Origin of the sequence: Thermodesulfovibrio aggregans, from assembly GCF_001514535.1 — a bacterium.
GTDB classification, from domain to species: Bacteria; Nitrospirota; Thermodesulfovibrionia; order Thermodesulfovibrionales; family Thermodesulfovibrionaceae; genus Thermodesulfovibrio; species Thermodesulfovibrio aggregans.
Genome location: NZ_BCNO01000001.1, coordinates 655,143 through 681,306 on the forward strand (window position 1 = coordinate 655,143; position 26,164 = coordinate 681,306).

30 protein-coding genes, 2 tRNA genes and 1 pseudogene are annotated in these 26,164 nt (G+C 35.4%); 22 read left to right on the top strand and 11 right to left on the bottom strand.

Annotation, left to right across the window (positions count from 1 at the left end):
• Positions 1–22 precede the first annotated feature (22 nt).
• The 6 genes from dsrA (at position 23) to TAGGR_RS03320 (ending at position 5,749) form a co-directional block, all read left to right on the top strand.
• Complete coding sequence (gene dsrA, locus TAGGR_RS03295) at positions 23–1,231, top strand: dissimilatory-type sulfite reductase subunit alpha (RefSeq protein WP_059175928.1); 1,209 nt, start codon at positions 23–25, stop codon at positions 1,229–1,231.
• A gap of 24 nt (positions 1,232–1,255) precedes the next feature.
• On the top strand, positions 1,256–2,371 hold the full coding sequence (gene dsrB / locus TAGGR_RS03300) for a dissimilatory-type sulfite reductase subunit beta (protein ID WP_059175929.1): 1,116 nt from the start codon (positions 1,256–1,258) through the stop codon (positions 2,369–2,371).
• Positions 2,372–2,429: 58 nt separating this feature from the next.
• Entirely contained in the window at positions 2,430–2,654 is a 225-nt protein-coding gene (locus TAGGR_RS03305) for a hypothetical protein (protein WP_059175930.1), read from the top strand.
• Positions 2,655–2,718: 64 nt separating this feature from the next.
• Positions 2,719–3,189 carry a CinA family protein gene (locus tag TAGGR_RS03310; protein ID WP_059175931.1) on the top strand — a complete coding sequence of 157 codons (471 nt, stop codon included), beginning with the start codon at positions 2,719–2,721 and terminating at the stop codon, positions 3,187–3,189.
• A gap of 103 nt (positions 3,190–3,292) precedes the next feature.
• The gene (gene ligA, locus TAGGR_RS03315; protein WP_059175932.1) at positions 3,293–5,305 is read left to right on the top strand and encodes an NAD-dependent DNA ligase LigA; all 2,013 of its coding nucleotides are present in this window, start codon (positions 3,293–3,295) and stop codon (positions 5,303–5,305) included.
• A 3-nt stretch (positions 5,306–5,308) separates the two neighbouring features.
• A complete protein-coding gene (locus TAGGR_RS03320) occupies positions 5,309–5,749 on the top strand; it encodes a 23S rRNA (pseudouridine(1915)-N(3))-methyltransferase RlmH (RefSeq protein ID WP_059175933.1) in 441 nt (146 codons plus the stop codon).
• Between the two features lie 91 nt (positions 5,750–5,840).
• On the opposite strand, the gene TAGGR_RS03325 is transcribed toward TAGGR_RS03320, so the two are convergent.
• Both TAGGR_RS03325 and gltX read right to left on the bottom strand, forming a co-directional pair.
• Positions 5,841–6,026 carry a Trm112 family protein gene (locus TAGGR_RS03325; protein WP_059175934.1) on the bottom strand — a complete coding sequence of 62 codons (186 nt, stop codon included), beginning with the start codon at positions 6,024–6,026 and terminating at the stop codon, positions 5,841–5,843.
• Positions 6,013–7,413 (bottom strand): glutamate--tRNA ligase, encoded by a 1,401-nt coding sequence (gene gltX, locus TAGGR_RS03330; protein WP_059175935.1) that lies wholly within the window; start codon positions 7,411–7,413, stop codon positions 6,013–6,015. The genes TAGGR_RS03325 and gltX overlap by 14 nt, the downstream gene beginning before the upstream one ends.
• A 79-nt stretch (positions 7,414–7,492) precedes the next feature.
• Between gltX and pilB the strand changes: the two genes are divergently transcribed.
• The 6 genes from pilB (at position 7,493) to TAGGR_RS03360 (ending at position 12,394) form a co-directional block, all read left to right on the top strand.
• The gene (gene pilB / locus TAGGR_RS03335) at positions 7,493–9,202 is read left to right on the top strand and encodes a type IV-A pilus assembly ATPase PilB (protein WP_059175936.1); all 1,710 of its coding nucleotides are present in this window, start codon (positions 7,493–7,495) and stop codon (positions 9,200–9,202) included.
• Positions 9,202–10,278 (top strand): HD domain-containing phosphohydrolase, encoded by a 1,077-nt coding sequence (locus TAGGR_RS03340; protein ID WP_059175937.1) that lies wholly within the window; start codon positions 9,202–9,204, stop codon positions 10,276–10,278. Before pilB ends, TAGGR_RS03340 begins: the two co-directional genes overlap by 1 nt.
• Complete coding sequence (locus TAGGR_RS03345) at positions 10,257–11,360, top strand: HD-GYP domain-containing protein (RefSeq protein WP_236698891.1); 1,104 nt, start codon at positions 10,257–10,259, stop codon at positions 11,358–11,360. The genes TAGGR_RS03340 and TAGGR_RS03345 overlap by 22 nt, the downstream gene beginning before the upstream one ends.
• A 3-nt stretch (positions 11,361–11,363) precedes the next feature.
• The gene (locus tag TAGGR_RS03350) at positions 11,364–12,128 is read left to right on the top strand and encodes a 3',5'-cyclic-nucleotide phosphodiesterase (RefSeq protein ID WP_059175938.1); all 765 of its coding nucleotides are present in this window, start codon (positions 11,364–11,366) and stop codon (positions 12,126–12,128) included.
• A gap of 105 nt (positions 12,129–12,233) precedes the next feature.
• Positions 12,234–12,306: transfer RNA gene (locus TAGGR_RS03355), tRNA-Val, on the top strand.
• Between the two features lie 10 nt (positions 12,307–12,316).
• Positions 12,317–12,394 (top strand) — tRNA-Asp (locus tag TAGGR_RS03360).
• A gap of 27 nt (positions 12,395–12,421) precedes the next feature.
• On the opposite strand, the gene TAGGR_RS03365 is transcribed toward TAGGR_RS03360, so the two are convergent.
• The 4 genes from TAGGR_RS03365 to TAGGR_RS03380 form a co-directional block, all read right to left on the bottom strand.
• Positions 12,422–13,297, bottom strand: a complete 876-nt coding sequence (locus TAGGR_RS03365) for a tyrosine-type recombinase/integrase (protein WP_236698892.1) — start codon at positions 13,295–13,297, stop codon at positions 12,422–12,424.
• On the bottom strand, positions 13,194–13,493 hold the full coding sequence (locus TAGGR_RS10585; RefSeq protein WP_059175940.1) for a hypothetical protein: 300 nt from the start codon (positions 13,491–13,493) through the stop codon (positions 13,194–13,196). Before TAGGR_RS10585 ends, TAGGR_RS03365 begins: the two co-directional genes overlap by 104 nt.
• Positions 13,494–13,582: 89 nt before the next feature.
• Complete coding sequence (locus tag TAGGR_RS03375; RefSeq protein WP_059175941.1) at positions 13,583–13,816, bottom strand: helix-turn-helix domain-containing protein; 234 nt, start codon at positions 13,814–13,816, stop codon at positions 13,583–13,585.
• Positions 13,794–14,138 (bottom strand): HD-GYP domain-containing protein, encoded by a 345-nt coding sequence (locus tag TAGGR_RS03380; protein ID WP_059175942.1) that lies wholly within the window; start codon positions 14,136–14,138, stop codon positions 13,794–13,796. Before TAGGR_RS03380 ends, TAGGR_RS03375 begins: the two co-directional genes overlap by 23 nt.
• 632 nt (positions 14,139–14,770) lie before the next feature.
• On the opposite strand from TAGGR_RS03380, the gene TAGGR_RS03385 reads away from it, so the two are divergent.
• From TAGGR_RS03385 to TAGGR_RS03395, 4 genes and pseudogenes are all read left to right on the top strand, one after another.
• The gene (locus TAGGR_RS03385; RefSeq protein ID WP_059175943.1) at positions 14,771–15,118 is read left to right on the top strand and encodes a type II toxin-antitoxin system MqsR family toxin; all 348 of its coding nucleotides are present in this window, start codon (positions 14,771–14,773) and stop codon (positions 15,116–15,118) included.
• 1 nt (position 15,119) lies between these two features.
• The gene (locus tag TAGGR_RS03390) at positions 15,120–15,605 is read left to right on the top strand and encodes a type II toxin-antitoxin system MqsA family antitoxin (protein WP_059175944.1); all 486 of its coding nucleotides are present in this window, start codon (positions 15,120–15,122) and stop codon (positions 15,603–15,605) included.
• A gap of 228 nt (positions 15,606–15,833) precedes the next feature.
• A pseudogene (locus tag TAGGR_RS11135) lies at positions 15,834–16,073 on the top strand (protein-export chaperone SecB); the annotation flags it as partial.
• A 166-nt stretch (positions 16,074–16,239) separates the two neighbouring features.
• Positions 16,240–16,437, top strand: coding sequence for a hypothetical protein (locus TAGGR_RS03395; RefSeq protein ID WP_059175945.1), 198 nt, complete (start codon positions 16,240–16,242; stop codon positions 16,435–16,437).
• A gap of 343 nt (positions 16,438–16,780) precedes the next feature.
• On the opposite strand, the gene TAGGR_RS10415 is transcribed toward TAGGR_RS03395, so the two are convergent.
• Both TAGGR_RS10415 and TAGGR_RS03400 read right to left on the bottom strand, forming a co-directional pair.
• On the bottom strand, positions 16,781–16,957 hold the full coding sequence (locus TAGGR_RS10415) for a hypothetical protein (protein WP_161936163.1): 177 nt from the start codon (positions 16,955–16,957) through the stop codon (positions 16,781–16,783).
• 92 nt (positions 16,958–17,049) lie between these two features.
• Positions 17,050–17,280 carry a helix-turn-helix domain-containing protein gene (locus TAGGR_RS03400; protein WP_059175946.1) on the bottom strand — a complete coding sequence of 77 codons (231 nt, stop codon included), beginning with the start codon at positions 17,278–17,280 and terminating at the stop codon, positions 17,050–17,052.
• Positions 17,281–18,038: 758 nt separating this feature from the next.
• Here TAGGR_RS03400 and TAGGR_RS03405 point away from each other — a divergent pair.
• The 6 genes from TAGGR_RS03405 (at position 18,039) to TAGGR_RS03420 (ending at position 20,842) form a co-directional block, all read left to right on the top strand.
• Positions 18,039–18,329, top strand: a complete 291-nt coding sequence (locus tag TAGGR_RS03405) for a UxaA family hydrolase (RefSeq protein ID WP_059175947.1) — start codon at positions 18,039–18,041, stop codon at positions 18,327–18,329.
• 29 nt (positions 18,330–18,358) lie between these two features.
• Positions 18,359–19,516, top strand: a complete 1,158-nt coding sequence (locus TAGGR_RS03410) for a UxaA family hydrolase (RefSeq protein ID WP_059175948.1) — start codon at positions 18,359–18,361, stop codon at positions 19,514–19,516.
• 20 nt (positions 19,517–19,536) lie between these two features.
• On the top strand, positions 19,537–19,731 hold the full coding sequence (trpF, locus tag TAGGR_RS03415) for a phosphoribosylanthranilate isomerase (protein WP_059175949.1): 195 nt from the start codon (positions 19,537–19,539) through the stop codon (positions 19,729–19,731).
• Positions 19,732–20,210: 479 nt separating this feature from the next.
• Positions 20,211–20,345, top strand: coding sequence for a hypothetical protein (locus TAGGR_RS11010; protein ID WP_269083320.1), 135 nt, complete (start codon positions 20,211–20,213; stop codon positions 20,343–20,345).
• Positions 20,346–20,415: 70 nt separating this feature from the next.
• Positions 20,416–20,586 (top strand): hypothetical protein, encoded by a 171-nt coding sequence (locus TAGGR_RS10230; protein ID WP_201783811.1) that lies wholly within the window; start codon positions 20,416–20,418, stop codon positions 20,584–20,586.
• Positions 20,587–20,629: 43 nt separating this feature from the next.
• A complete protein-coding gene (locus TAGGR_RS03420; RefSeq protein WP_059175950.1) occupies positions 20,630–20,842 on the top strand; it encodes a DUF2283 domain-containing protein in 213 nt (70 codons plus the stop codon).
• Between the two features lie 577 nt (positions 20,843–21,419).
• Here the strand turns inward: TAGGR_RS03420 and TAGGR_RS11140 are convergent.
• The 3 genes from TAGGR_RS11140 to TAGGR_RS03430 form a co-directional block, all read right to left on the bottom strand.
• Positions 21,420–21,581 (bottom strand): HTH domain-containing protein, encoded by a 162-nt coding sequence (locus TAGGR_RS11140; RefSeq protein WP_082673588.1) that lies wholly within the window; start codon positions 21,579–21,581, stop codon positions 21,420–21,422.
• An 807-nt stretch (positions 21,582–22,388) separates the two neighbouring features.
• Entirely contained in the window at positions 22,389–25,637 is a 3,249-nt protein-coding gene (locus tag TAGGR_RS03425) for an autotransporter outer membrane beta-barrel domain-containing protein (RefSeq protein ID WP_059175951.1), read from the bottom strand.
• A 44-nt stretch (positions 25,638–25,681) separates the two neighbouring features.
• Complete coding sequence (locus TAGGR_RS03430) at positions 25,682–26,155, bottom strand: Spy/CpxP family protein refolding chaperone (protein WP_059175952.1); 474 nt, start codon at positions 26,153–26,155, stop codon at positions 25,682–25,684.
• Positions 26,156–26,164 lie beyond the last annotated feature (9 nt).

Below are 26,164 nucleotides of genomic sequence, written 5' to 3' on the forward strand. Positions count from 1 at the left end.
AATCTTAAAGCAGGAGGAAACTATGACGAAGAAGTATGACACACCTTTATTGGATGAGCTTGAAAAGGGTCCTTTCCCGAGCTTTGTTACGGAAATCAAGAAAGCAGCTGCTAAAAATCCTATGGCTGCTGATGAGCTTGGTCAGTTAGAAAAAAGTATGAGAGACAAAGTAACTTACTGGAAACATGGTGGAATCGTTGGTGTAAGAGGATACGGAGGAGGTGTTATTGGAAGATATTCCCAGTTAGCTGATGAGTTTCCAGGTGTTGCTCACTTCCACACAGTTCGTGTTAATCAACCAGCAGGATTATTTTATACCTCTGAAACAATCAGATTTATTTGTGACCTCTGGGACAAATATGGAAGTGGATTAACAAACTTCCATGGTTCTACAGGTGATATGGTCTTATTAGGAACTGTAACAGATAATCTTGAGCCTCTTGCAACAATTCTTAGCTTGAATGGATTTGATCTTGGTGGTTCTGGTTCCGCAATGAGAACGCCAAGCTGTTGCGTTGGACCAGCAAGATGTGAATGGTCAATGATTGACACCCTTGATATTACCTATGATTTAACTCAGGAATTTCAGGATGAACTTCACAGACCACAGTTCCCATATAAATTCAAAATTAAAACAGTTGGCTGTCCAGTTGACTGTAATGCCTCAATTGCCCGTGCAGATCTTTCAATAATCGGAACATGGAAAGGTCCAATAGAGATTGATCAGGACAGAGTTAGAGACTATGCAAAGAAAGGTGTTAACATTCAGGAAGAGATAGTTAATTTCTGTCCTGGAAAGTGCATAACATGGGATGGAAACAATCTTGCAATAAACAATAGTGATTGTTTACATTGCATGCACTGTATCACAAAACTTGCAGGTGCTTTAAAGCCAACACCACCATTTGGTGCAGTAATTCTGATCGGTGCAAAAGCACCATTTGTTATAGGTGCAACTCTTTCATGGGTAATTGTTCCATTTATGGAGTTGAAACCACCTTATCAGGAACTTAAAGATATGATTAGAAATATGTGGGATTGGTGGAATGAATATGGAAAGAACAGAGAGAGGATTGGTGAGCTCATAATTCGTCGTGGTATGAGAGAGTTCCTTGAAGTATGCGGACTTGAGCCAACACCTGAGATGGTCAAAGAGCCAAGAAATGATCCATTCTGGTTCTGGAAAGAAGAGGATCTTGAAAAGAAACCTTGGGAAGAATTTTTAAAATAAAACAATAAAATAAGGAGGTTAAAAATGGGTGAAATTCCGGAGAAATTCTTTATACCTGATGTAGTAGATGTAAAACAGAGGAAAACAGATATAGGACCGCCTCATTACAGCAATTTTTTACCACCTGTAATTAAGAAAAACTATGGTAACTGGAAAACTCATGAAATTTTGAGCCCTGGTTTAATGGTTCATATAGCAAACTCTGGTGATAAAATCTGGACAGTAAGAGTAGCCTCTCCAAGGCTTCTTAGTACAGATACATTAAGAGAGATTGCTGACATTGCAGATAAATACTGTGATGGATATTTCAGATTTACAACAAGAAACAACATTGAGTTTCTTGTTTCTGATGAGTCAAAAGTACAGCCATTGATTGATGAACTCAATGCAAAGAAATTCATGATTGGTGGTATTGGCTCTAGAGTAAGTAATATTGTTCATACACAGGGATGGATTCACTGCCATTCGGCAGCCGTTGATGCATCTGCTCTTGTTAAAGCGATAATGGATGAATTTGCTGACTACTTCACAACAAAAGAAACTCCTAACAAGGTAAGATTTGCTGTTGCTTGTTGTACAAACATGTGTGGTGCAGTTCACTGTTCAGATATAGCCTATGTTGGAATTCACAGAAAACTTCCAAGAATTGACCATGATAATTTCAAAAACGTCTGTGAGCTTCCAACAACAATGGCTGCTTGTCCAACTGCGGCAATAACTCCTGATCCAGCAAAGAAATCAATAAAGATTAATCCAGAAAAATGCATGTATTGTGGTAACTGCTTCTCAGTCTGTCCAGCACTTCCCATTGCAGACCCAGAGAATGACGGTGTTGCAATAGTTGTTGGTGGAAAGGTTGGTAACCTTAGAAAGCCACCAATGTTCTCAAAACTTGCAGTTGCCTATCTGCCAAACAATCCACCAAGATGGCCTGAAGTAGTAAAGGCAACAAGAAAAATCTTTGATGCCTATATAGCTGGTGCAAAGAAGCATGAAAGAGTAGGTGAATGGATTGAAAGAATAGGCTGGGAAAAATTCTTTGCAGTGACAGGCTTGCCATTCACATTCCAGCACATTGACGACTGGACATATGCATTTAAGACCTTCAGAACTACAACACAGTTTAAGTGGACTAAGTAAACAAATAGGGGAGGCTTTTGCCTCCCTTATTATTTTTATTGAAAGGAGTGTGATTTAAATGGACAAAGAGGAACTCAAAAAAGCAATTTATCAACTTATTGAACAATCAGCAGGTAAAAAGAAATATAAACAGGCAGATGTAATAAAGCATTTTAGGCAGCAGGGCATTCCAGATGCTGAAACAAAAGCAGCAATAAGAGAACTTATTGATGCAGGAGATTTAATTTACACATACTTTGGTGGAAGCTATATAGAACTTGGAGAAAAACGTAAGGGAGCATAATCAAATCATTTAATAAAAAATTTTTTAAAGGAGGGAGAAGTCCCTCCTTTTTTATTTATGTGTCATGAATTATTTAACTTCTATTTCAATTGAAGTTCTTAAAAAACTTTCCATAGCTGAAAAAACCCTTTCAACTGCTGAATCCTGTACAGGTGGTCTTATAGCATCTACTATTACCGATGTCCCGGGCGCAAGTAAAGTTTTTGTTGGTGGAGTTGTTGTATATGCTACAGAAATGAAGCATAAACTTCTTGGAATTTCAGATAAAGTTTTCAATTATGGAGTAATCTCTGCAGAGATGGCTGAAGCTATGTCTGTGGCAGTTAGATCTCTTACAGGTTCGGATTATTCCATTGCAACAACAGGGAATCTTGGTCCTGATACAATGGAGGGAAAACCAAGAGGATTAATTTACATTGCTGTTGCAACACCTGAAAAAGTTTATGTAAAAGAACTTCATCTTCAAGGTGATAGACTATCAAACAAAATCGAAGCAACTTTTGAGGCCTTGAAACTTCTTATAGAAGTGTTATAATTAAAATAAAAATTTAGTTCTGTCACAGTAAACAAAAAGTAAAGCTTGAAGTGATTATTCCAATCCTGGTTTGATAAAAATTTATCAGAGACGGAGGTTTTAAATGAAAGAAGTACCTGAGGAGATAAAAAAGGAAATTGAGAAACTTGTAAGTGAAATAAATTATCACAATTATCGTTACTATGTTCTTGATAGCCCTGTAATTTCCGATGAAGAGTATGACATGATGCTTAGAAGGCTTAAAGAGCTTGAGGAAAAGTGGGGATACATTTTGCCTGACTCACCCACTCAAAGAGTTGGTGCAGCACCTTCTGAAAAATTTGAAAAAGTTGAACACCGTGAACCAATGCTCTCACTTGATAATGCTTTCTCTGAAGAGGAATTAAGAGATTTTGATGAGAGGGTAAAAAGGCTTCTTGGTACAAATGAACCTATTGAGTACACAGTAGAGCCAAAATATGATGGACTGGCAGTAGAGCTTTCATATAAAAATGGATTTTTATACAAAGCATCAACTCGTGGAGATGGTTATGTTGGTGAGGATATTACTCAAAATATTAAAACAATAAAATCAATTCCCCTTAAAATTGAAGGAGTAGATATTGTCCCAGAGGAAATTGATATTCGTGGTGAAGTTTATATGAATATTGATGAGTTTGAGAGAATAAACAGAGAAAAGCAGGAAAAAGGCGAGCCAATATTTGCCAATCCAAGAAATGCAGCTTCTGGTTCAGTACGTCAGCTCGACCCCTCAATTACAGCAAGTAGAAGACTTCATATGGCATGTTATGGTGTTGGATACTACTCAGGTATAGAATTTAAAACTCAGTATGAATTCATTGAATGGCTTCGCTGGGCAAGATTTCCTGTTCCAGCCTATGTAAAGGTTGTAAAAGGGATTGATGAGGTAATAAAGGCAATAAAAGAAATTGAGCAATTAAGAGCAACATACCCATTTGAAACAGATGGAGCAGTTGTCAAAGTTAACGATTTTGAGCTTCAGAGACGTTTAGGAGTTAAGACTCGTGAACCAAGATGGGCAATTGCCTATAAATATCCTGCTCATCAGGGAATTACAAGGCTAAATGATATTGTCGCAAGTGTTGGAAGAACAGGTGTTATAACCCCGGTGGCAATTCTTGAACCCGTTAGAATCGGTGGAGTCACAGTATCACGGTCAACACTTCATAACTGGGATGAGGTAAAGAGAAAGGATATTAGAGTTGGAGACTATGTTATTGTAGAGAGAGCAGGCGAGGTAATTCCTCACATAATTGGCGTTGTTGTTGACAGAAGAACAGGTAAAGAGAAAGTGCCTGAGCCTCCTGAGCACTGCCCGGTTTGTGGATCAAAAACTGTTCGAGAACCGGGTGAAGTCGCATTAAAATGCATCAATTTTAACTGTCCTGCTCAGGTTGAAGAAAGAATCAAACATTTTGCATCCCGCAGAGCAATGAACATTGAGGGACTTGGAGATAAAACAGTTGAACTTCTTCACAAAACAGGTTTTATAAAAAGTTTTGTCGATTTATATAAGCTTAGACAGGAAGATATTAGGAAACTTCCAGGATTTGCAGAACTTTCTTCAAAAAAGCTTATAGAAGCGATTGAGCGAAGTAAAAAAACAATTCTTGCAAGATTTCTCTATGCTCTTGGAATAAGTCAGGTAGGTGAGTATGCAGCAAAACTTCTTGCACAGAATTTTAGAAGACTTGAAGACCTTTATCATGTTAAAATGGAGCAACTTATTGAGATTCCCCAGATAGGAGAAAAAACAGCAAAGGCAATCGAGCAGTTCTTCAATAATGAGGAAAACCTTAAAGCAATAGAGGAGCTTAAGAGTTTAGGATTAACCTTAGCGAATCCAGATTATAAAGAAAAAGAGGAATCACTACCTCTCAAAGGTCTTACCTTTGTCATTACAGGAACTTTACCTAAGCCAAGATACGAAGTTCAGGATATGATTGAGAAGGCAGGAGGAAAAGTTTCCTCTTCTGTTTCAAAAAATACTGATTATCTTGTTGTTGGAGAAGAACCGGGAAGTAAGCTTGCGAAGGCAAATCAACTGGGAGTAAAAACAATATCCTATGAAGAATTACTGAAAATGCTCGGGTGAGAGTTGTATAAATTTAGAATTATATATCCGGGAAGAACAAAAGCTAAATTCATAAAAGAAGGAATTGAGCACTATATTAAACTTTTAAGTCCCTATGCAAAGGTTGAGCTAATTGAGCTAAGAGAAGGACAGGGAAACAAAGACAGGATAATTTACGAAGAATCAAAGCAGATTCTTAATTCAGTAAAAGAGAGATTTATACTTTTACACATACAGGGACAACTGCTTGATTCTTTAGAATTTGCAAATTTAATAAGAGACAGAGCATTACATGAATTTGTTATCGGTGGAGTTTATGGAGTAAGTGATAAAGTTGTAGACTCAGCATTTTTTAAACTTTCTCTTTCTCCTCTGACTTTTACACACGAACTAAGTAGACTCGTTCTTTTTGAGCAGCTTTACAGAGCGATTACAATAATTTACGGCAAAAGTTATCACTACTGAGTTATTTACCATAAAAGCCAAATATTGCGATAAGAATGCTTATAAAAGTAATTTTTCCCCATAGCCTCGTTTCTAATTCAGGCATGAAAAATTATAACTTAGTTTCTTTTTCAATAGGAATAGCCTCTTCAATTAATAAAATCGGTATATCTTCTCTAATTGGATAATAGACAGAACATTTCTGACAGATAAGTCTCTGTTTGTCTTCCTCATAAATTAGCTCACTCTTACATTTAGGACAAACTATTATCTCAAGTAACTCTTTACTCAAAGTCATTCAGAATCCTCCTTAGTCTTTTAAGTGTTTTGTCTTTACCAACAATTTCAAGAACCTCGTATATTCCGGGACTTACAGTGTTACCAGTTATTGCTACTCTTACAGGCTGTGCTACTTGACCAAGTTTCAATCCCTTTTCGTTAACAATATTCATGAATATTTTCTCTATGTTATCCTGCGTAAAGTCCTCAAGTTCAGCGAGTTTAGCTGTGACTTCTTTAAGTATTGGAATAGTGTCAGAGGTTATATGTTTTTCTTTTGCCTTCGGATCAATGTCCACATAATCTAAGAAATAATATCTCATTGCATTGGCAAGTTCTTTAAGAGTTCTACATCTTTCCTTAAGTGATTTTATAGCTTTACAGACCCATTCTAAATCAATAGTTTCATTTTCTTTGAGATATCCCTCTTTTATAAGAAAAGGCTTTACAAGTTCAAAAAGCTTTTCCTCTGGAGTTAATTTTATATATTCACTGTTTAACCATAAAAGTTTTTCTGAATCGAAAACAGCATTTGCCTTTCCTACATGTTCTAAATCGAAATATTTTATTAATTCTTCCCTTGTAAAAATCTCTTGATCTCCATGAGACCAACCAAGACGGGCAAGATAATTAACAACCGCATCTGAGATATATCCCTCATCTCTGTAGGCAAGAACACTTGTGGCACCGTGCCTTTTACTTAAGCGGGATCTGTCTTTCCCAAGAATCATTGGAATATGGGCAAACTCTGGTGGATTAATCCCAAGAGCACGGTAAATATGAATCTGCTTTGGAGTATTATTTAGATGATCTTCACCTCTTATGACATGCGTAATTTCCATCTCATAGTCATCAACTACAACGCAGAAATTGTATGTAGGAGTTCCATCACTTCTAAGTATTACAAGATCTTCAAGCTCGCTATTTTTAAATGTAACAGTTCCTTTAACAATATCATTAATTACTGTTTCGCCTTCCAGTGGCATTTTAAACCGAATTGCAAATGGTTTATCAAGAGGTTCTACAATTTCTCTACAACGTCTGTCATATCTTGGAGGTTTTCCTTCTTTCATAGCCTTTTGCCTTCTTTCTTCCAATTCCTCAGGACTGCAATAGCACCTGTAGGCTTTACCTTCTTCAAGAAGCTTATAAGCATATTTTTTATAAATTTCCATTCTGTCAGTTTGTCTGAAAGGACCTTCATCCCAGTTAAGTCCAAGCCATTTTAATGCCTCAATGATTGATTCAATGTATTCTTCAGTAGAACGTGACCTGTCAGTGTCTTCAATTCTTAGGATGAATTTTCCATTATGATGTCTTGCAAAAAGCCAGTTAAAAAGAGCTGTTCTTGCTCCTCCAATATGAAGATGTCCTGTTGGAGAAGGTGCAAATCTAACTCTTACCATTTATCCTCCTAATTTAAGCTTTGTAATAAATTAGTATACACTTTGGTATAATTTTTATGCTATATTACCACAATAAATTATGAAGTCTCTCACAGGAAAAATACCAATCGGTGCCTTCCTTTTGAAAAAAGGAAAGATTACAGAGAAACAACTACTTGATGCTCAGGCTCTTCAAAAAATTGAAGGTATAAAAATCGGTGCTGCTTTAATAAAGTTAGGCTACATAACAGAGGATGAACTTGTAAATGCAATGAGTGAACTTTATGGTTTTCCTGTTTTTAGAATGAATTTACACAAGGTTGATCCAGCAGTCATCAAGCTTCTTCCAGAGGATTTAATAAAAAAATACAAAATATTACCCTTTTACAGAGAAGGAAACATAGTAAAAGTCCTTACAACTGATCCTGCCAATGAAATAGCGTTAGAACAGCTTAAGTTTTTTCTAAGTGGCTTTAGAATAATGTTCTATGTTGGGAAGGATTCGGATTTTAAAATTCTGATGAATCAATTTTTTGGTGAAGAGGAATCGGAGTTTTATACTTCTCAGAATATCAGTGAACTCGTTGAGGTGGTTAGTAAAGAGACTCCTGTAACTGAGAAGGTAGAGGATGTTCGTTTAGAACAGGAAGGTCCTTTAGTAAAATTTGTTAATCAGATAATTTTAAGTGCCATTTCAAAAAGGGCAAGTGATATTCATATAGAGCCTTTTGAAGACAATATATATGTAAGATACAGGATAGATGGAGTGCTACATGATGTTTTAACTTTACCTTCAAATTTAAAGGGAAAACTAACAACAAGAATTAAGATTATGTCAAATCTTGATATATCAGAAAAAAGACTTCCTCAAGATGGAAGAATAAAAGTTAAAATCGGTAAGAGAGAGGTTGATTTCAGGGTCTCCACTCTTCCATCAATATATGGTGAAAAAATTGTCTTAAGAATTCTTGAAAAAGGTTCTCTTCAACTTGACCTAACCCGTCTTGGTTTTGAAGAAGAGTCTCTTAACTATTTTCTTGATGCCCTTAGTAAACCTTATGGAATGATACTTGTTACAGGTCCAACTGGTTCGGGAAAAACTACAACTCTTTACTCTGCTTTAATGAGACTAAATAAACCAGAAGTCAATATCATGACAGTTGAAGATCCTGTTGAATATACTCTCCCAAGAATTACACAGGTTCAGGTTCATGAAGAAATAGGAAGGACATTTGCTCAGGTACTACGAGCTTTTCTAAGACAGGACCCTGATATAATAATGGTTGGTGAGATAAGAGATTTTGAAACTGCTGAGATTGCTGTAAAGGCAGCTCTTACAGGACATCTAGTTCTGAGCACCCTTCATACAAATGATGCACCAAGTACTATTACAAGGTTAGTAAACATGGGGATAGAACCTTTTTTAATATCCTCATCTGTAATTTTGATTGTTGCTCAAAGGCTTGCAAGAAAACTATGTGAAAACTGTAAAAAAGAACAGAAATATTCAAAAGATTATTTAATAAAACTTGGTTTTCCTGAAAGCAGTCTTGATAGATTAAAAATTTATGAGCCAAAGGGATGTCCTGAATGCAATCAAACAGGCTATCGTGGAAGAATAGGACTTTACGAAGTAATGCCAATAAAAGAAGAAATCAAAGAGTTGATTCTCACAGGTGCCTCTGCTAATGAAATTAAAAAAGAAGCTATAAGAGTTGGTATGATAACTTTGAGGCAGTCAGGTATTAGAAAAATAATGGCGGGGATAACAAGCATAGAAGAGGTTTTAAGAGTTACTGTGGAGGATTGATGGACAAGCTTGAGATTTTACTTAAAGCTGCTCCAAAAATAACAAGAGAAAAAAATTTGAATAATCTCATTGAGATTCTTTCTAATCTTGCTAAGGACATGATAGAAGTTGACCGCTGTAGTCTCTTTATTATAGATGAACAGAAAAAGGAACTCTATACTATATTTGCTCATGGAGTAAATGAGATTAGAATTCCAATGAATTCTGGCATTGCAGGACATGTAGCAAAAACAGGTAAAACTTATGTTACAGAAAATGCTTATAGAAGTAAATTTTTTAATAAGGAAGTTGACAAAATTTTAGGATATAAAACAAGAAATCTTCTTGCTGTTCCAATTTTTGATTCAAAAGGTAAAGTAATAGGCGTTTATCAGGCAGTAAATAAATCCAGTAAATTCAAAAGCTCAGATATTAAACTGATGAAACTTATTGCAGAGTTTGCTGCAGCAGCAATTGAAAACATGATGCTTTATGAAAAAATAAAAGAGTTACATAAAAAGTCTCTTATAAAACTATCAAAGGCAGCAGAATATAAGGATCCTGAACCTCCGAACCACTTTATACGAATAGGGTTCATTTCAAGATTAGTTGCAGAAAAACTTGGACTTGATGAAGAAAAATGCGAAATACTCTTGTTAGCATCAACGATGCATGATATTGGAAAAATTGGAATTCCAGACAGAATTCTTAAAAAATCTGGTAGACTCGAACCTGATGAATGGGAAATAATGAAAAAACATCCGATTATTGGATATGAACTTCTTTATGATGAAGAAAGTGAACTATTTCAGATAGCAGCTATAATAGCGCTTGAGCATCATGAAAGATGGGATGGAAAGGGCTATCCCTTTGGTAAAAAAGAAACAGAAATATCTTTATGGGCAAGAATTGTAAGTATCGTTGACAACTTTGATACTCTTATCACCGAAAAAGATGAAGGAGAGCCATGGAGTTTAGATATGGCAGTTAATTACATGGAAGCTATGAAAGAAAAAGCATTTGATCCAGAAATTGTTAATATTTTTCTTGGGAATATGGATAAAGTAATCGAAATATGGGAAAAATACAAGGATTAATGAACAAGGATATAGTTTCAGAACATTTAAGAGAACTTCTTAAGTTTTCTGCAATTATTAATTCATCCCTTGAGATTGAAGAAATAAGAAAAAGAGCCTGTGAAGCCATCATGAATCTTGTAAATTGCGAAGCAGCCAGTCTATTGCTTTTTGATGAACAAACTCAAGAACTTTATTTTGATGTTGCTTTAGGGCAGAAAGCAGATAAGATAAAAACGATAAGACTTAAATTGGGGCAGGGTATTGCTGGATGGGTTGCAGAAAAAAGACAGGCAGTTATAATAAACGATGTTCAAAGTGATCCAAGATTTTTTAAGAGTGCCGATGAGAAGTCAGGATTTGTAACAAAAACCATGGTTTGTTTACCTGTCATGATTAAAGATAGACTTCTCGGAGTAATTCAGGCGATAAATAAAAGAAATACTGTATTTGATGAATATGATCTTGAACTACTTAATGCACTGAGTAGTCAAATTGCTGTAGCCATAGAAAATGCAAGACTCTACGATGAACTTAAACAGACCTTTTATGAAATAGTGCTTGCTCTTGCAGATACAATTGAAAAGAGAGATCCCTATACAGCTGGTCATACAAAGAGAGTTATGGAATACTCTGTTAAAACAGGTATAGAGTTAGGACTTGAAAAAGAGGATCTTGAGAAACTTCAACTTGCAGCAATACTTCATGATATAGGTAAAATTGGGATAAGAGATGCGATTTTACTTAAGGAGGAAAAACTTTCAGATGAAGAGTTTAAAATTATACAGAATCATTCAATCTATGGAGCGGAAATTTTACAGCACGTAAGACAGCTTAAAGACATTATTCCAGGAGTTAAATATCATCATGAAAAATTTGATGGCAGAGGATATCCTTTTGGATTAAAAGGAAAAGAAATTCCGATAATAGCAAGAATCATAGCAGTTGCAGATACTTTTGATGCGATGACCACAGATAGACCATATAGAAAAGGAATGAGTAGGGAAGATGCAATAGAAGAATTGAAAAATAAAGCTGGCAGTCAATTTGATCCTGAGATAGTTGAGGCATTTTTGAAAGTATTAAATAAATATGAGAGGTGAGCTTTGATTATAAAAGTTCTTGGAGCTTCTGGCTCAGATGTGGCAGGATATCATCTTTCCTCTTTTCTTTTAAACAGCAAAATACTTTTTGATGCCGGTGGAGTTACAGGTTCTTTAAGTTTTAGAGCTCAGCATAAAATAGAGCATATATTTATAACTCATGCCCATCTTGACCACATTAGAGATATTCCATTTCTCGCTGATAATTTAATTGTAAGTGGTAAATCAAAAACTATAAAAATTTACTCCATAAAGGAAGTAATTGATGACATAAAAAAACATCTTCTCAATCAAAGGTTATGGCCAGATTTTACAGTAATTCCAGATGTTAAAAACTCAATTTTAAAATTAGAGATAATTCAGGAAAAAGCCCCCTTTTTAATAGATGAATATAAGATAACTGCTTACAGAATGAATCACACAGTACCATCTGTTGGCTATCTTATTGAAAAAAATGATAAATCTCTCTTTTATACGGGAGATACAGGACCTGTAAAGAATCTGTGGGAGAATTTTTCGGATAAAAAATTGAACGTATTAATTATTGAGGTATCTTTCCCCAATAAAATGAAAGAACTTGCGATAAAGACAGGACATTTAACTGCAGAGCTATTTTTTGAAGATTTAAAATTTCTTAATCAAAGACCTGAAAAAATTTTCATAACTCACATAAAACCATTTTATAGAAAGCAGATTGAAAGAGAGCTCAAAAGATACTCAGGATATAAAATAAAAATTCTTCAAGGAGGGGAGATAATAAGGATTTAAACTTGCAGAGTTTTTTTGTTTAACCTCTTTTATATAATTCAAAATATTAGGATTTTTCTTGTTTTCTTGACAAATCTCTAAGTATTATAGTAATTTTAAAAATACGGGCGGATAGCTCAGATGGGAGAGCGCAGCCCTTACAAGGCTGAGGTCACAGGTTCGAAACCTGTTCCGCCCATGTGCTAATTGGGGTGGTAGTTCAGCACGGTTAGAACGCTTGCCTGTCACGCAAGAGGCCGCGGGTTCAAGTCCCGTCCACCCCGCCAATAAAATCAAGGGTTTTCAAAAACTGCTTATCCCTCACTGTAGTAAAATGTAGTAAAATTGTAGTAATGTAGTTTTTCAAGTACCTTAACTGCCTCTCTCTTATGAGCCTGTGATAGATGAGCGTATCTGAGTGTCATGGTTAAACTTTTGTGCCCTAAAAGTTCCTGCACTGTTTTAAGATCAACTCCATTCATTACAAGCTGGCTCGCATAAGTGTGTCTGAGATCGTGGAAGTGGAAGTCCTTGATACCTGCTTTCCTGCAAGCAGTGGCAAAACTTCTTTTTATGTATGTGTAATTTTTGCCTGTATCAGGGTTAACGAAAACATAGTCAGTATCAAGTCTTCTTTGAGAGTGCAACTGTAGTAAAACCTGTTTAAGTGCTTTATTAATTGGAATTTCTCTTCTTTCGCAGTTTTTTGTTTTATCGAGCAATATGAGATCGTTTTTAAGATCAATCATGTCCCATTTGAGGTTGAGGATCTCCCCTTTTCTCATGCCTGTATGAAGGGCGATAAAAACAATCGGGTATAAGTGCTTATCGCAAACATCAAGTAATCTCTGGATTTCTTCAGAGTTAAGATATCTGAGTCGCTTATTTTCACCCTTAAGAGGTTTTACTTTTCTGATTGATTTTAATTTTTTCTCGCTTATCAGTTCCCATTCGTACGCCTTTGTCATACTAGCTTTTAAAATTGAAATATATCTGTTACAGGTAGCAGTTGAGTATTGTTGTTTAATAAAATAAGACTGTAACATTTCAACTTCTTTATTATTTATATCAACCAGTCTTAACTTTTTAAACCACTCTGGCAAGACTTTGAGATAGTATTTTTTTTGTATGATAATAGTTTTGTCTTTTATAACACCATGGCAAATAGTGTTCTCTGTAAAAGGATTCAAAAGTAAGCATACTTTCTTGATTTGTCTCTGTCTGCCAAGTAACAGTTTTCGATTCCTGATTATCAAGTTTAAGTAATACCTTTGCGTAAATTTGTTCAGCAATTTTTCTATCACTGGTCTTTGTAGAAAAGCATTTTTGCTTGCCATCAATAGTAATGGCAATCCACCAGATTTTGCTTCTTTTATACAAGCCCATATATAACCTCCATACAGGCTTGCATACCTGACTTGTCAAAGAACAGAGATACAATAGAATAAGAAATAGGAAACATAAGAGTCAAATATTTACGAATTAATTTTTGAAAGGATTTCATCAACAACTTCGTCAACGGTTTCATCAACTCCATCAGGATTAACAAGATTTTTTTCGATAAATTCCTGAATGTCAACTGGTCTAAATCTTATGAGTTTATTGTTAATTTTTATGTGTGGAATTTGTTTCCTTTCAACCCAGTAATAAATAGTTCTTTTATTAACTTTAAGCATTCTCGCAACATCATCTGTTGTTAAAAGTTCCATAAATTTTACCTCCTTCTTTTATATAACATATTGACTGTTTTTCAAATTTTTTGATTTCAATTAAATTTTTTATAAATTCGGCTTCAAGCCAACGAGGAGTTTGGCTCTGGATATTGCTTGATATCAGGGCTCTATCGCAAGATGATCTGTAAGGCTTATCGATCATTAATGCTGAATAGATATCTGCCAATGATAAAATTTTATTTGCGATAGAAAATTTTTCTCTGGTAAGTACTTTATGGTCTCTAGGTCCATCATGACTTTCATATTGGTGTTCAACAACGCTATATGTACTATGTAAACAAACCCTGTAAATCTTCATAATAAATATTATTTTTTAGGCATAAAATTTCTTTATTTGTAAAAGTTGCAACAAGTAACAGTTGCATGAAAGGACCCTGTTGCAACAGTTGCAACAGGTAGAGTATGGTTTTGAGAAGAAATTATAGATTGAAGATTGAAAAAGATTTTTTCGGTTTTTTAGTAAAGGTGGTTATCCTAAACCTATCAAATAGTGGACACGATAAGTTCGTAGAGCTTAAACTTTTTCAGCAGAACAGAAAAAATCAGGAGAGAGGGGTATAAATGAAAAAAGAAAATGGTTTGACAGTATGGCTTGGGATTGAACAAATATTTACATTTTAAGACAATCCGAAGGGGAATGCCGACACTGAAAGAATAATGAGCACAATTAAAGAGGAATTAATCTGGCTTAATGAGCTTAAAAACTTTGAAGAAGCAAAAGTAAAGGATAAGTGAAATATTGCTTAAAGCTCTACAAACTGAAAGGCTAAAAAGTGTCCTCAAAATTGGGGTGCAGTACAGAGCTAACTCCCGCTTTTTTGCAAAGACAGAATAATTGTCTATTGACAATTTTATATACTTTTAGTAGCATATAGTATCATATTGATACTATTTTTAATAGAGGAATTGAGATATGTTATTATTATTTAAATGGCAACGAGGAAAAAACCTGCACCCAAGAAAAAGCCTCATTATGATCTTTGCAAATTTAAAAATTTATTTTCAAATCCTGGGAAGAGATGTATTACAAATACTGCATTTAAGGGAGCAGGTGAACTGGGTTATATGGACGAAGATGAAATTACAGATGTTATTGAAAAATTATCAAACAAAAATTTTTACAAATCAATGCCTTCAGATAGATTTCCTGAACTATGGCAGGATGTCTACATTTTTAAAGATGATGAAAACGACATTGAAATTTATATAAAAATTCAAATTTTTGAAAATAAAGCAATTTTAGTTCAATTTAAAGAATATAAAAAGGAGGAAATATAAAATGCAAGAGTTTAAAAAATGTCCTTTTTGTGGAAAGGGTAAGTTGGTTAAAAAAGTTACAGAAGAAGTTTTTAATTACAAAGGTAAAACAATCACAATACCTGATTATGTAATTCATGAATGCAATGTATGTGGTGAATCCATTGTTGACAGAAAAACCTTGAAATCAGCGGGCAAGAAATTAAAAGAATTCAAAAGACAGGTTGAAGGATTACTTACACCTGAAGAAATAAGGAATATCAGGAAAAAATTTGGACTTTCTCAGGAGAAAATGGGAGAAATTCTTGGTGGAGGGAAAAAGAGTTTTGCAAGATACGAAACAGGGCAATTGTGTCAGAGCAGACCCATGGATAATCTTTTAAGGATTCTTGATGCTTATCCTTTTGTTATTCAAATTTTGATAAAGGATAAAATTAAGCAGGTTGAAAAACAGAGCCGAAAAATTAAGGATTTAGAATTACAAAAAAGTTTACAAAGTAGTGAGTGACAAAAACTTAAAATAAAAAACCATTCATAATACAGAAGGACTGGAAATTGCAATCTAAATTTAAAATAGAAAATATCAGACAGATTGAATGTTTCTCTGCTCTGAATCCTGTTTCCAAACCTGAAAAAACAGGCGGTATCAGATTGATTTAAGTCTGAAAATATCATTTCACAAAAAAGGTAAGAGGGTAAAGGTACCCCTAATTTTTTCTCTGAAAAAAAAGAACAGCCTTTTGTTCTCAGGGTTGTTTTTGAAGGAATATTTGTTTTTGATAGTATACCAAAGAAAGAAGAACTTGAAAGAATTGTTCATATCAACTGTTCGTCAATTATATTTCCATTTATCAGGGAATCCGTAGCAGATTTAACAAGAAAAGCAGGTCTTCCACTTAATATTGATCCTGTAAATTTTGTTGCTTTATACGAATTGTCAAAAGAAAAAGCAAAGAATGTAAATAAAAAAAATTGAAGAAAACAAAAAATAGAGATTTAAAGAAAAAGATTGATTCACGAGAGGGAATTAAAAAGTAAAAATATGGATATCTTGGTTCAGGCAGTGGTGCTAATTACAAATCCTGAGAGTGTTTGGTGACAGGGTCGAAAGGTTTATGATACAACAAAATTTAGAGGTTTAAATGGAACCTGTTGAAAAAGAGGAACTTTTTAAAATGATTAAAATGGCAGTTAGAGAAGCACTTGAAGAGGAATTTTTAGAAAGATTTTTAAATAATGTACCAGATGTTTCTGATGAAGAAATGAGAGATATTATACAAATATATGGGGCTCCTTCCCGAGAAAAAAAGCCTGTTTATAGTGAAACAATTGATCTATGAAATGGATAATTCAGTATTCCAATGAAGCCTTAGATTTTATTGAGAGAGAAAAAATATCCGACGAAATTAAAAATGAAATAAAAAAAATTGATTTTGAAGGTTAAGCGAGAGAACATAAAACTTGATATATAAAAACTAAAAGGAGAATGGAAAGGTTATTACAGAATAAGAAAAGGAAAATTGAGAATAATATTTACAATTGAAAAAGAAAAAAGAGTAATTTTCATTGACAAAACTGATTATAGAGGAGAAGTTTACAAATAAAAAAGGATTAAAAGAATCAATAAAGGATTTTTCAACTCTATCCGAACTCTATCCGAATCAAAAATAAAATGCAATAAAATCAATAAGTTACAATCTGTTGACGCGGGTTCGATTCCTGATTATCAAGTTTAAGTAATACCTTTGCGTAAATTTGTTCAGCAATTTTTCTATCACTGGTCTTTGTAGAAAAGCATTTTTGCTTGCCATCAATAGTAATGGCAATCCACCAGATTTTGCCTCTTTTATACAAGCCCATATATAACCTCCATACAGGCTTGCATACCTGACTTGTCAAAGAACAGAGATACAATAGAATCAGAAATAGGAAACATAAGAGTCAAATATTTACTAATTGATTTTTGAAAGGATTTCATCAACGACTTCGTCAACGGTTTCATCAACTCCATCAGGATTAACAAGATTTTTCTCGATAAATTCCTGAATGTCAACTGGTCTAAATCTTATGAGTTTATTGTTAATTTTTATGTGTGGAATTTGTTTCCTTTCAACCCAGTAATAAATAGTTCTTTTATTAACTTTAAGCATTCTTGCAACATCATCTGTTGTTAAAAGTTCCATAAATTTTACCTCCTTCTTTTATATAACATATTGACTGTTTTCAAATTTTTTGATTTCAATTAAATTTTTTATAAATTCGGCTTCAAGCCAACGAGGAGTTTGGTTCTGGATATTGCTTGATAAAAGGGCTCTATCGCAAGATGATCTGTAAGGCTTATCGATCATTAATGCTGAATAGATATCTGCCAATGATAAAATTTTATTTGCGATAGAAAATTTTTCTCTGGTAAGTACTTTATGGTCTCTAGGTCCATCATGACTTTCATATTGGTGTTCAACAACGCTATATGTACTATGTAAACAAACCCTGTAAATCTTCATAATAAATATTATTTTTTAGGCATAAAATTTCTTTATTTGTAAAAATTGCAACAAGCAATAGTTGCATGAAGGACCCTGTTGCAACAGTTGCAACAGGTAGAGTGTGGTTTTGAGAAGACATTATAGATTGAAGATTGAAAAAGATTTTTTCGGTTTTTTAGTAAAGGTGGTTATCCTAAACCTATCAAACTTTCTTTGTGTGATTTTTGGTTAATTTAATGGAGGCTACACCCTCATTTATTGTTCTGTCAATTTTACACATAAAAAATTTTACACTGCCGGGATAGCAATATGCTTGATTTTTTGACATTTGTTACCTATAATAATCATAGCAGAATGACAGAAGAGAGGTAATTTAAAATTAAACAGTCTTGCAAGGTTTTGATTTTCAAAAAATTGCGAGTCTTTGAAGAGTATTTATAAAAAAGGAGGGGAATATGAGAAAAGTAGCTTTATTGATAAATCAGGTTGATAATGTTGTTACGGCTTTAACAGATTTATCTGCTGGCGACGAGGTGTCTATCAATGTTAGTGGTAAGGACGTGAAGATTAAATTGTTGTCAAACATAAGATTCGGACATAAATTTGCTATAGCTGATATAAAAAAAGGTGAGAATGTCATTAAATATGGTGAAGTTATAGGCAGGGCTATTACTGATATCAAAAAAGGAGAACATGTTCATGTTCATAACATTGAAAGTTTAAGAGGCCGCGGAGACTGGCAATAGCCTTAAAAAGTACAATCAGGAGGTAAAAAATGAAAATCAGAGGATTTATTAGACCTGATGGAGGAGTAGGTATAAGAAATCATTTACTGATAATACCTACGGTTGTTTGCGCCTCAACCGTGGCTGAACGAATAGCATCTTTTGTGGAAGGAGCAATATCACTTGCTAATCAGCATGGTTGTTGTCAGATTGGTGCAGATTTAGCTTTGACTGAAAATGTATTGATAGGATTGGGTAAAAATCCCAATGTAGGAGCAGTGCTGGTTGTTTCTCTTGAATGCGGAGGTGTTTCTGGAGAAAGAATGGTTGAAGAAATTTCAAAAACCGGCAAGCCTGTTGAATACGTAGGAATTCAGAAAGCGGGAGGATCATTAAAAGCTATAGATAATGGAACGAGATTGGCTCAAAAATTAGCTCAGGAGTTGTTAAAAATGGAAAGAGAGGATGCCGATATATCTGAAATAATTTTATCTGTAGAATGCGGTGGCTCTGATACAACCTCAGGATTGGCTTCAAATCCTGTTGCAGGATATGTTGTAGATAAAATTATTGAGCTTGGTGCAACAGGGATGTTTTCTGAAACTACAGAGGTTATAGGAGCTGAACACCTTCTGGCTAAAAGAGCTGTATCTAAAGAAGTAGCTGAAAAATTAATTGAGATGGTTAAAAAAGTTGAAGAAAAAGCCAAGACATTAGGTGTAGACATACGCGGTGGTCAACCTACTCCAGGAAACATAGAAGGAGGAATCAGTACAATAGAGGAAAAATCCTTAGGAGCTATCTATAAAGGTGGAACTAAACCATTACAGGGAGTTCTGGATTACGGAGAAAAACCTTTTGGAAAAGGATTGTACTTCATGGATACGCCAGGCCAGGACATTGAATCTATAACTGGTATGACTGCTGGTGGTTCACAGGTTGTTATTTTTACCACAGGAAGAGGCACACCCACAGGTTCTCCTATTGCTCCTGTTATTAAAATAACTGGTAATCCTGAAACTTATAAATTGATGGAAGACAATATTGATTTTTATTGTGGCACCATAATAGAAGGAATAGAGAGCATAGAAGAAGCAGGAGAAAGATTGTTTAAACTTATGATAGAGGTTATAAATGGGAGATTAACAAAGGCAGAGGCTTTAAAACATAGAGAATTTGGTATGTTTAAGCTGGTTTCTACCTTTTAAATTTTAACCTTTTTCCGACTTTGACTTCTGTTTTTCTTGCAGGAGGTATTACCCCTGAAAATATAAAGCAGACAATAGAGGGCGTTCCCCCCTATGGAGTGGATGTAAACACATGCACAAAAGAAAGCAATGGCTTTAAAGACCCTGAAAAATTAAGACTGTTCATAAGGAACGCTAAAGAAGTAGGCAGCCGTTGTCATGCCTATGCTCAATAATTGAAGCTTAAACCTTGAACTTTGAATCTTGAATAGCCAGCAGGGCGTTTGAATTGCCAAGGGCGGATGCCAAAGGCTGTGGACTGTTGATTTCAAAGTTGCAGCAATGCTTTGCTATCTGGCAAAATTCATAGCTACCAAACTCTATCTCAAACCTGCTTTTCTGGAGGGATAGTTGATAATTTTTGATTTATAAGCCTACTGTTGAGGAATTAATACTAACATAGCCATCGTTATTGTGGACATCCTTAAAATTGATTTTAGAGGGTTGTTTTCTTTTGTTGAGCCTGTAATAGAATTTTTGTTCCTTCTGTTGGCACCGTTTACTGCAAAAAATCCTTAAAACCAAAACTGGCTGTGAAGATTTCCTTGCCGCAATTTTTGAAAATTCTCACTTGAAATTGACCCATTTTTCTCATGAAAATTGATCCACCCTTCTATTAAAATAACCCCTAAAACAGTGGGAAAGGGTAATAAGCATGGAGGATTGGGCAACAATAAGGAATCTTAAGAAGAAAAATCCAGAGCATGGCACAAGAGCAATTGCTAAGCTTCTTGGGGGATACTCAGCCTGCAATTTCAGAAAAAAGCTGCTCAATTTTTGTTATAGATAATGACTGTTTGAAAAAACCTGTAATCTGGTAAATAATATATAGCAAAAATAATTTTTAAAGGGGACTTTATTTGAATAAAGAAATTTACTTTACAGTAAAAATTCCACTTAATGTAGAAATAAGAACTACTCATAATTACTGGAAATACCTGATTACCATAAAACATCCTGTGATGAAAGATAAAGAAGATATTGTAAAATCTGTATTGCAGTTTCCAGATGAAATAAGACAGGTTTTTTAATAACTGCTTATCCTACCGAAAAAGTAAAGGAGGGTGAACTAATATGGGTAAAATAAATATTCACTACAACAGGGAATCAGATACACTTGATATATGGTTCGGTAATCCTCTGGATGAAGCAATATGTGAAGAGGCAGGGGAGGGAATTATTTTCAAAAAGGATAAAAAAGGTAACATTATTGGTATAGAAAAACTCTACATAAGCAAAACATTGAAAGTCAGTAATTCCATGCCTGTTGAAATAGTTGTAGAATGATAATAGAAAAAATACATTCCACATCACTATAACACTTCAATAACCCTTATGGCAACATTGCCATAAGGGGTTTTACCTTAAATTTTTCTGAACCGTGCTTTAACTGTCCTGACATGACATCTCAGGACGGGTAAAGGTAGGGTAAGGACTTTTTCATCATGTGATTTTGATGTTGCATATAGAGACTTGTCAAGAAAATTGTGTCTCCCCAAAAAATTTAGCATTAAACATCTGTCTTAACTCATAAAGAGCAGGATTTTACCAGAGGCATAGGATTTTTCCATTTTGTCTGTTCTATTCTGCTCAATGTAACATATATCGCAACTTCAGCTGTCCTCACTGATTGAAAATCCCCTCCTGTATTCATTCGTACAAGTTCTAATCTGCTGTTTATGTTTTCCACTATATTTGTTGTTTAGATGTGTTGTTTCCTTACTGCCTCTGGACAGTTCTTCATAAAAAGCCTTAACGTCCTGTTTTGACATGTTTTCTTCCTAATTTTTTTTGCATATGAATGAAACAGAGTTGGTGGTCATTTTTTGGAAAAAGGGCTTTTATGGCAGAGCTAAGTCAATGACTATCTGACAATGTTAACATTACTTTTTATGGGAACGACTTGATTGAGGATGTATAGATAACGATAGATGGAACGCTCACTTACTTCACAGATTTGAGCAAGCTCTTTTACTGTGGGATGCTTGTCCTGTTCATTGAGATTGAGTATCTTGAGGATGTTGATTACCTTTTCAGCAACACCCTGAGGTTTCTCTTTCCTTTGTTTAGTGCTTCCTTTTTTATACTCGGTTTCTTTGGCATTTTATATATTATATCAGTTTAATCAAGACAGCATTATCTCAGAGATTTTTGAATTTGTAGAATTGGTCAAAACAAGGATAGCGATTATAAATTAATCAGATATTTAAAACCTCAGGAGTAAAAATCCCGCCATTAATCCTCAGAGTAGTTGTAGTGGAGTAAACAGGACAGGTCGCCCTAACATATTGAAAATAAAGAATTTTAAATTTTTAACTGTCAAAGTCAGGCAGAGCGTGTAAAGGAGATAACAAAGGGCAAACAGACCCCGGTCAACACAAAACCGGTAACCGTGCCAAACTTTCCAGTGGCGATGAAGTGAGGAGGATACAAATAATGATAAACAAAACAATAGTATTTTTGATAGTGTATAATTAATTATGTCATTATATTTCAAGTCAATGATACAAGAAATAATGCTAAGTGAAAGAGAAAAATACTTGAAAGAACACTCATAAAAAAGGATGAGACTTTTAATGGATAAAAATGCTTCAAGGGTAACGGTTGACACAATTAAGTTGACATTACCATGGTTCTTCATCTACAGACCTTTGCGAAATTATAGTTCTTTTTAGGTTTCTTGTAGCCGCAACCCACAGGTTGCCCTAAAAAGATCGCAGGCTAAAGCCTGCGGCTACCTGATAGTGAGATTTTTTGCAGGCGAAACTCTATGATGATTAAAAATAGAAAAGCCCGGGGAAGTCCCCGGGCTTTTCTACTCAAAAACTAAACCTTAGAAACTATACCTCAAAATCGCCTTTCCAGTGTAAGAGCTGTAGTCGGAGTTAAAGTCTGCCGAACCAGAGACCTCAAAATTCCATCTCTTATTGTAAATGTAATTCAACCCCACATTCACTCCATAGGTAGTATCACCAATGCTTCTCTTGACCTTGGTTGTAGTATCAGCCACAGTCACTAAGGCCTCAACATCGTTGTCAGATATAGCCTGCTCAACCTTTGCCCCAAGGTAGTATCTTACAAGGCCCGTTCCTGCTTCTGTCTCACCTACCACACTCAAAAGCCCCTTAACCTTCCACACATCTAAATCATCCGCGTTGAGCTTTCTGCTGAGGGAAGGATTGTCAGGGACCTTTGTCCAGAAACTATCCGTTTTGTGATAACTATAGCTCAATCCAATCTGAGGCACAAGCTTTACCTTTTGACCAAAAACATATCCTCCCATAGCCTCAACTCTGTATCCGTTAGAGTCGAAAGAAGCTGTTTCTTTCAAATCATAATTAAGACCAGTCTTTCCGCTGTAGTCATTGTTTGCCTTGTAGGCAAGGCCTGATAACCTGAAGATATAGGGTTTTGGATTGTAGATAAAGTTAAATCCTCCAAACCAGTTGTCCTGATCAAGGTTATCTGCCACTCTAACAGTGTAGTTAAGATCATTCTTAAGGTAGCCACCAAAGACCTCAAGTCCTGCCCCCTGAGTGAGCTTTAAACCAAGCCCCATGGCAAGCCCGTAGGAGTTGCCTTTGAATCCAAGGTCTTTGGCCTCAATTCTTGTATAAAGAGGCATGAGCCAGAAAATTCCCTTCTGCCCAGCCATTGAGCCTCCAAGGCTTGCATAGCCAGCATCACTAAAGGCGCTTGAAGCAAGCATAACCGGTCTTTCTCCCTTAACAAAGAAGTTAAAAAAAGGTGATGCATCCATAAGCATAGCACCAACAACAGAGGTTGTGCCAATATCATTAGCTACCACTGAACCTACAATCGGTGCTAAATCTTGCTGAGGTGTAGCCTGATAGGTAAAGATTACAGCAGAATCTGCACCCAGGGAAGTGGCATTATACCAGTTGACCAGTATAGATGGATTGGAATAGCCCCTCTCAAGGCCTCCCCATTGCCCGGTCACATTTCCACTTTCCTCTTTTTGAATTAAATAATAAGGAACATTAAGTTTGAGATTTCTACTATCCATTCTTGCAATAAGTGTAGCATTATTGAGATCCAGAGTAGAATTACTCCCAACATAGATTGGTCTTGTATCAGGATTAACACCAGGTGCACCAAAGGTGATGGCAAATTTATCACTTAAAGTAACCTGAGATGAGTTAGTAATGTAAAGGGTTCTCAAATTAGAACCTGCCACATTGCTTTCAACCCAGGTATTGCCATAGTTAGAGATAGTAGCATTGGAATTTTCAATCCAGAAGACAGCTGCATTGACATTGGTCGTATCTGCATTGGAAGGCAGATTAAGAACAACCTTCATGGTTCCATTATTGACTATATTTGCATTGGAACTATCAGAAATTTTAAGGACAGCTGCATTAATAGTTGCGCTCTGATAATTGCTATTTACATTAACCTCTATATGACCTGTGTTATTAAAGTTACCTATACTGTATGCATACACTCCATATGCCTCTGCATTCCCACCTCTTGCATTGACTGTTATATCCCCGCTATTCGTAAAATTACCTATATTATTCCATGCCCACACTCCATACGCATAGGCCTCCCCATCTGTTGCATTGGCTGTAACGGTGATTGACCCACCCTCGGTGTTAACAAAACTATCATTTATACTGCCGGCACTCACTCCATATGCCTCTGCATTCCCACCTGTTGTATTTGCTGATGCCGTAATATTTCCGCTATTCCTAAAATTACCTATACCATTTTCCACAAACACTCCATCTACATAGGCATTACCACTTGTTGCATTACCGCTTACTTCTATCTTACCTGTATTAACAAACTCTTCTATTGAACCACCATATACAAAAACCCCTGCCACTCCTGGATAATCTTCATTGAAATTATACACATACTGACCTGTTGCACTGACTGTTATATCCCCGCTATTCGTAAAATTACCTATATTATCCCATGTCTCAACTCCATAGGCACTTGCCCAACTATTAGAAATAGCCCTTACCGATATGGTACCACCCGATTCATTACTAAAACTAGTTATGCCACTTTCCACAAACACTCCATCTACATAGGCATCACCACTTGTTGCATTACCGCTTACTTCTATCTTACCTGTATTAACAAACTCTTCTATTGAATCACCATGTACAAAAACCCCTGCCACTCCTGGATAATAATAATAATAATCATACTCATCATATAAATAATTACCCACGGCTGATACTTTAATAGTCCCGTTATTCGTAAAATTACCTATACTGCTTGCATACACTCCATAGGCATAGGCATCTCCATCTGCTGCATCAGCTGTAACGGTGATTGACCCACTCTCGTTGTTAACAAAACTTTCATCTATACTGTATGCATACACTCCATAGGCCTCTGCATATCCACCTGTTGCTGTTACAGTTATATTGCCGCTATTCTCAAAATTACCTACTTGATTTTCTGCATACACTCCATAGGCATAGGCATAGGCCTCCCCATCTGTTGCAGTTGCTATTGATTCTGCTTTTATATTGCCGCTATTCTCAAAATTATCTACTTGATTTTCTGCATACACTCCATAGGCATAGGCATCTCCATCTGCTGCATCAGCTGTAACGGTGATTGACCCACCCTCGTTGTTAACAAAACTTTCATCTATACTGTATGCATACACTCCATAGGCCTCTGCATATCCACCTGTCGCTGTTACACTTATATCCCCGCCTGATGTAATTGTTAAATTATTAAGAGGTCTCGCCATCTGATAATCTTCTACATTAAAATAAATTCCGTAAGCCCTACCATCTTCACTCGTATTGTTAAACGTTGCATTAAGGGAAGCACCAATGGTAAGTGACTCAAAAGGAGTAGGCGGAGTATCTGTATCCTTGTCTACATAAATTCCTGCAACTGTATATGTGTCACTATTAATGGACAAGTCAGATGAAAGCGTATATGTAGTTTCATCAGAATCTAAATATACACCAACCTCCCAAGTTTCACTGTCGGGACCTGTTATTCGCTCGGATGCCTCTGAATTCATCGCAAAACCTAAAAAAATAAGAAAACTTAACACAAGGAACAAAAATGGACTTTTTAGTCTCATACTTGCCTCCTTACCTCTATTTAACTCTCTTTTATTTTCCTTTTTTATGGCTTTTCTCCTTTCCTTATTTTTCTCAACTTTTCTCTCTGCTCAGCATTTAATACCCTGTCTATCTCACGCCCCGCCTTTATTTCCTCTATCACCACTTCTGCCCTTGACTGAAAAAGCTCTTTGACTTTCTTTTCTATTTCCTTTATCTCTCCGTTTTCCTCAAGCGATTTTCTTATCTCTCCATCAAGCAACCTCATCTTCTCAGATATCTCCCGCTCCCTCTTCTGAAATCCCTCAATAATCTTCTTAATTCTCTCCTCCTGATCTCGGGTTAACTTGAGCTCCTCCTTGAAATCAAGAACAGTCTTCCTCTGAACTTGTGGCTGAACCTGAGGCTGAGCATGAGGCTGAACTTGGGGATTTGCCTCTTTCTTTGGCTGGGATTCTCCATAAACCACAGAAATACTAAAAATATAACAGACAATGGAAAAAAGGAGAATTGTAAAAACCTTTGCAGAGTATTTCAATATAATACG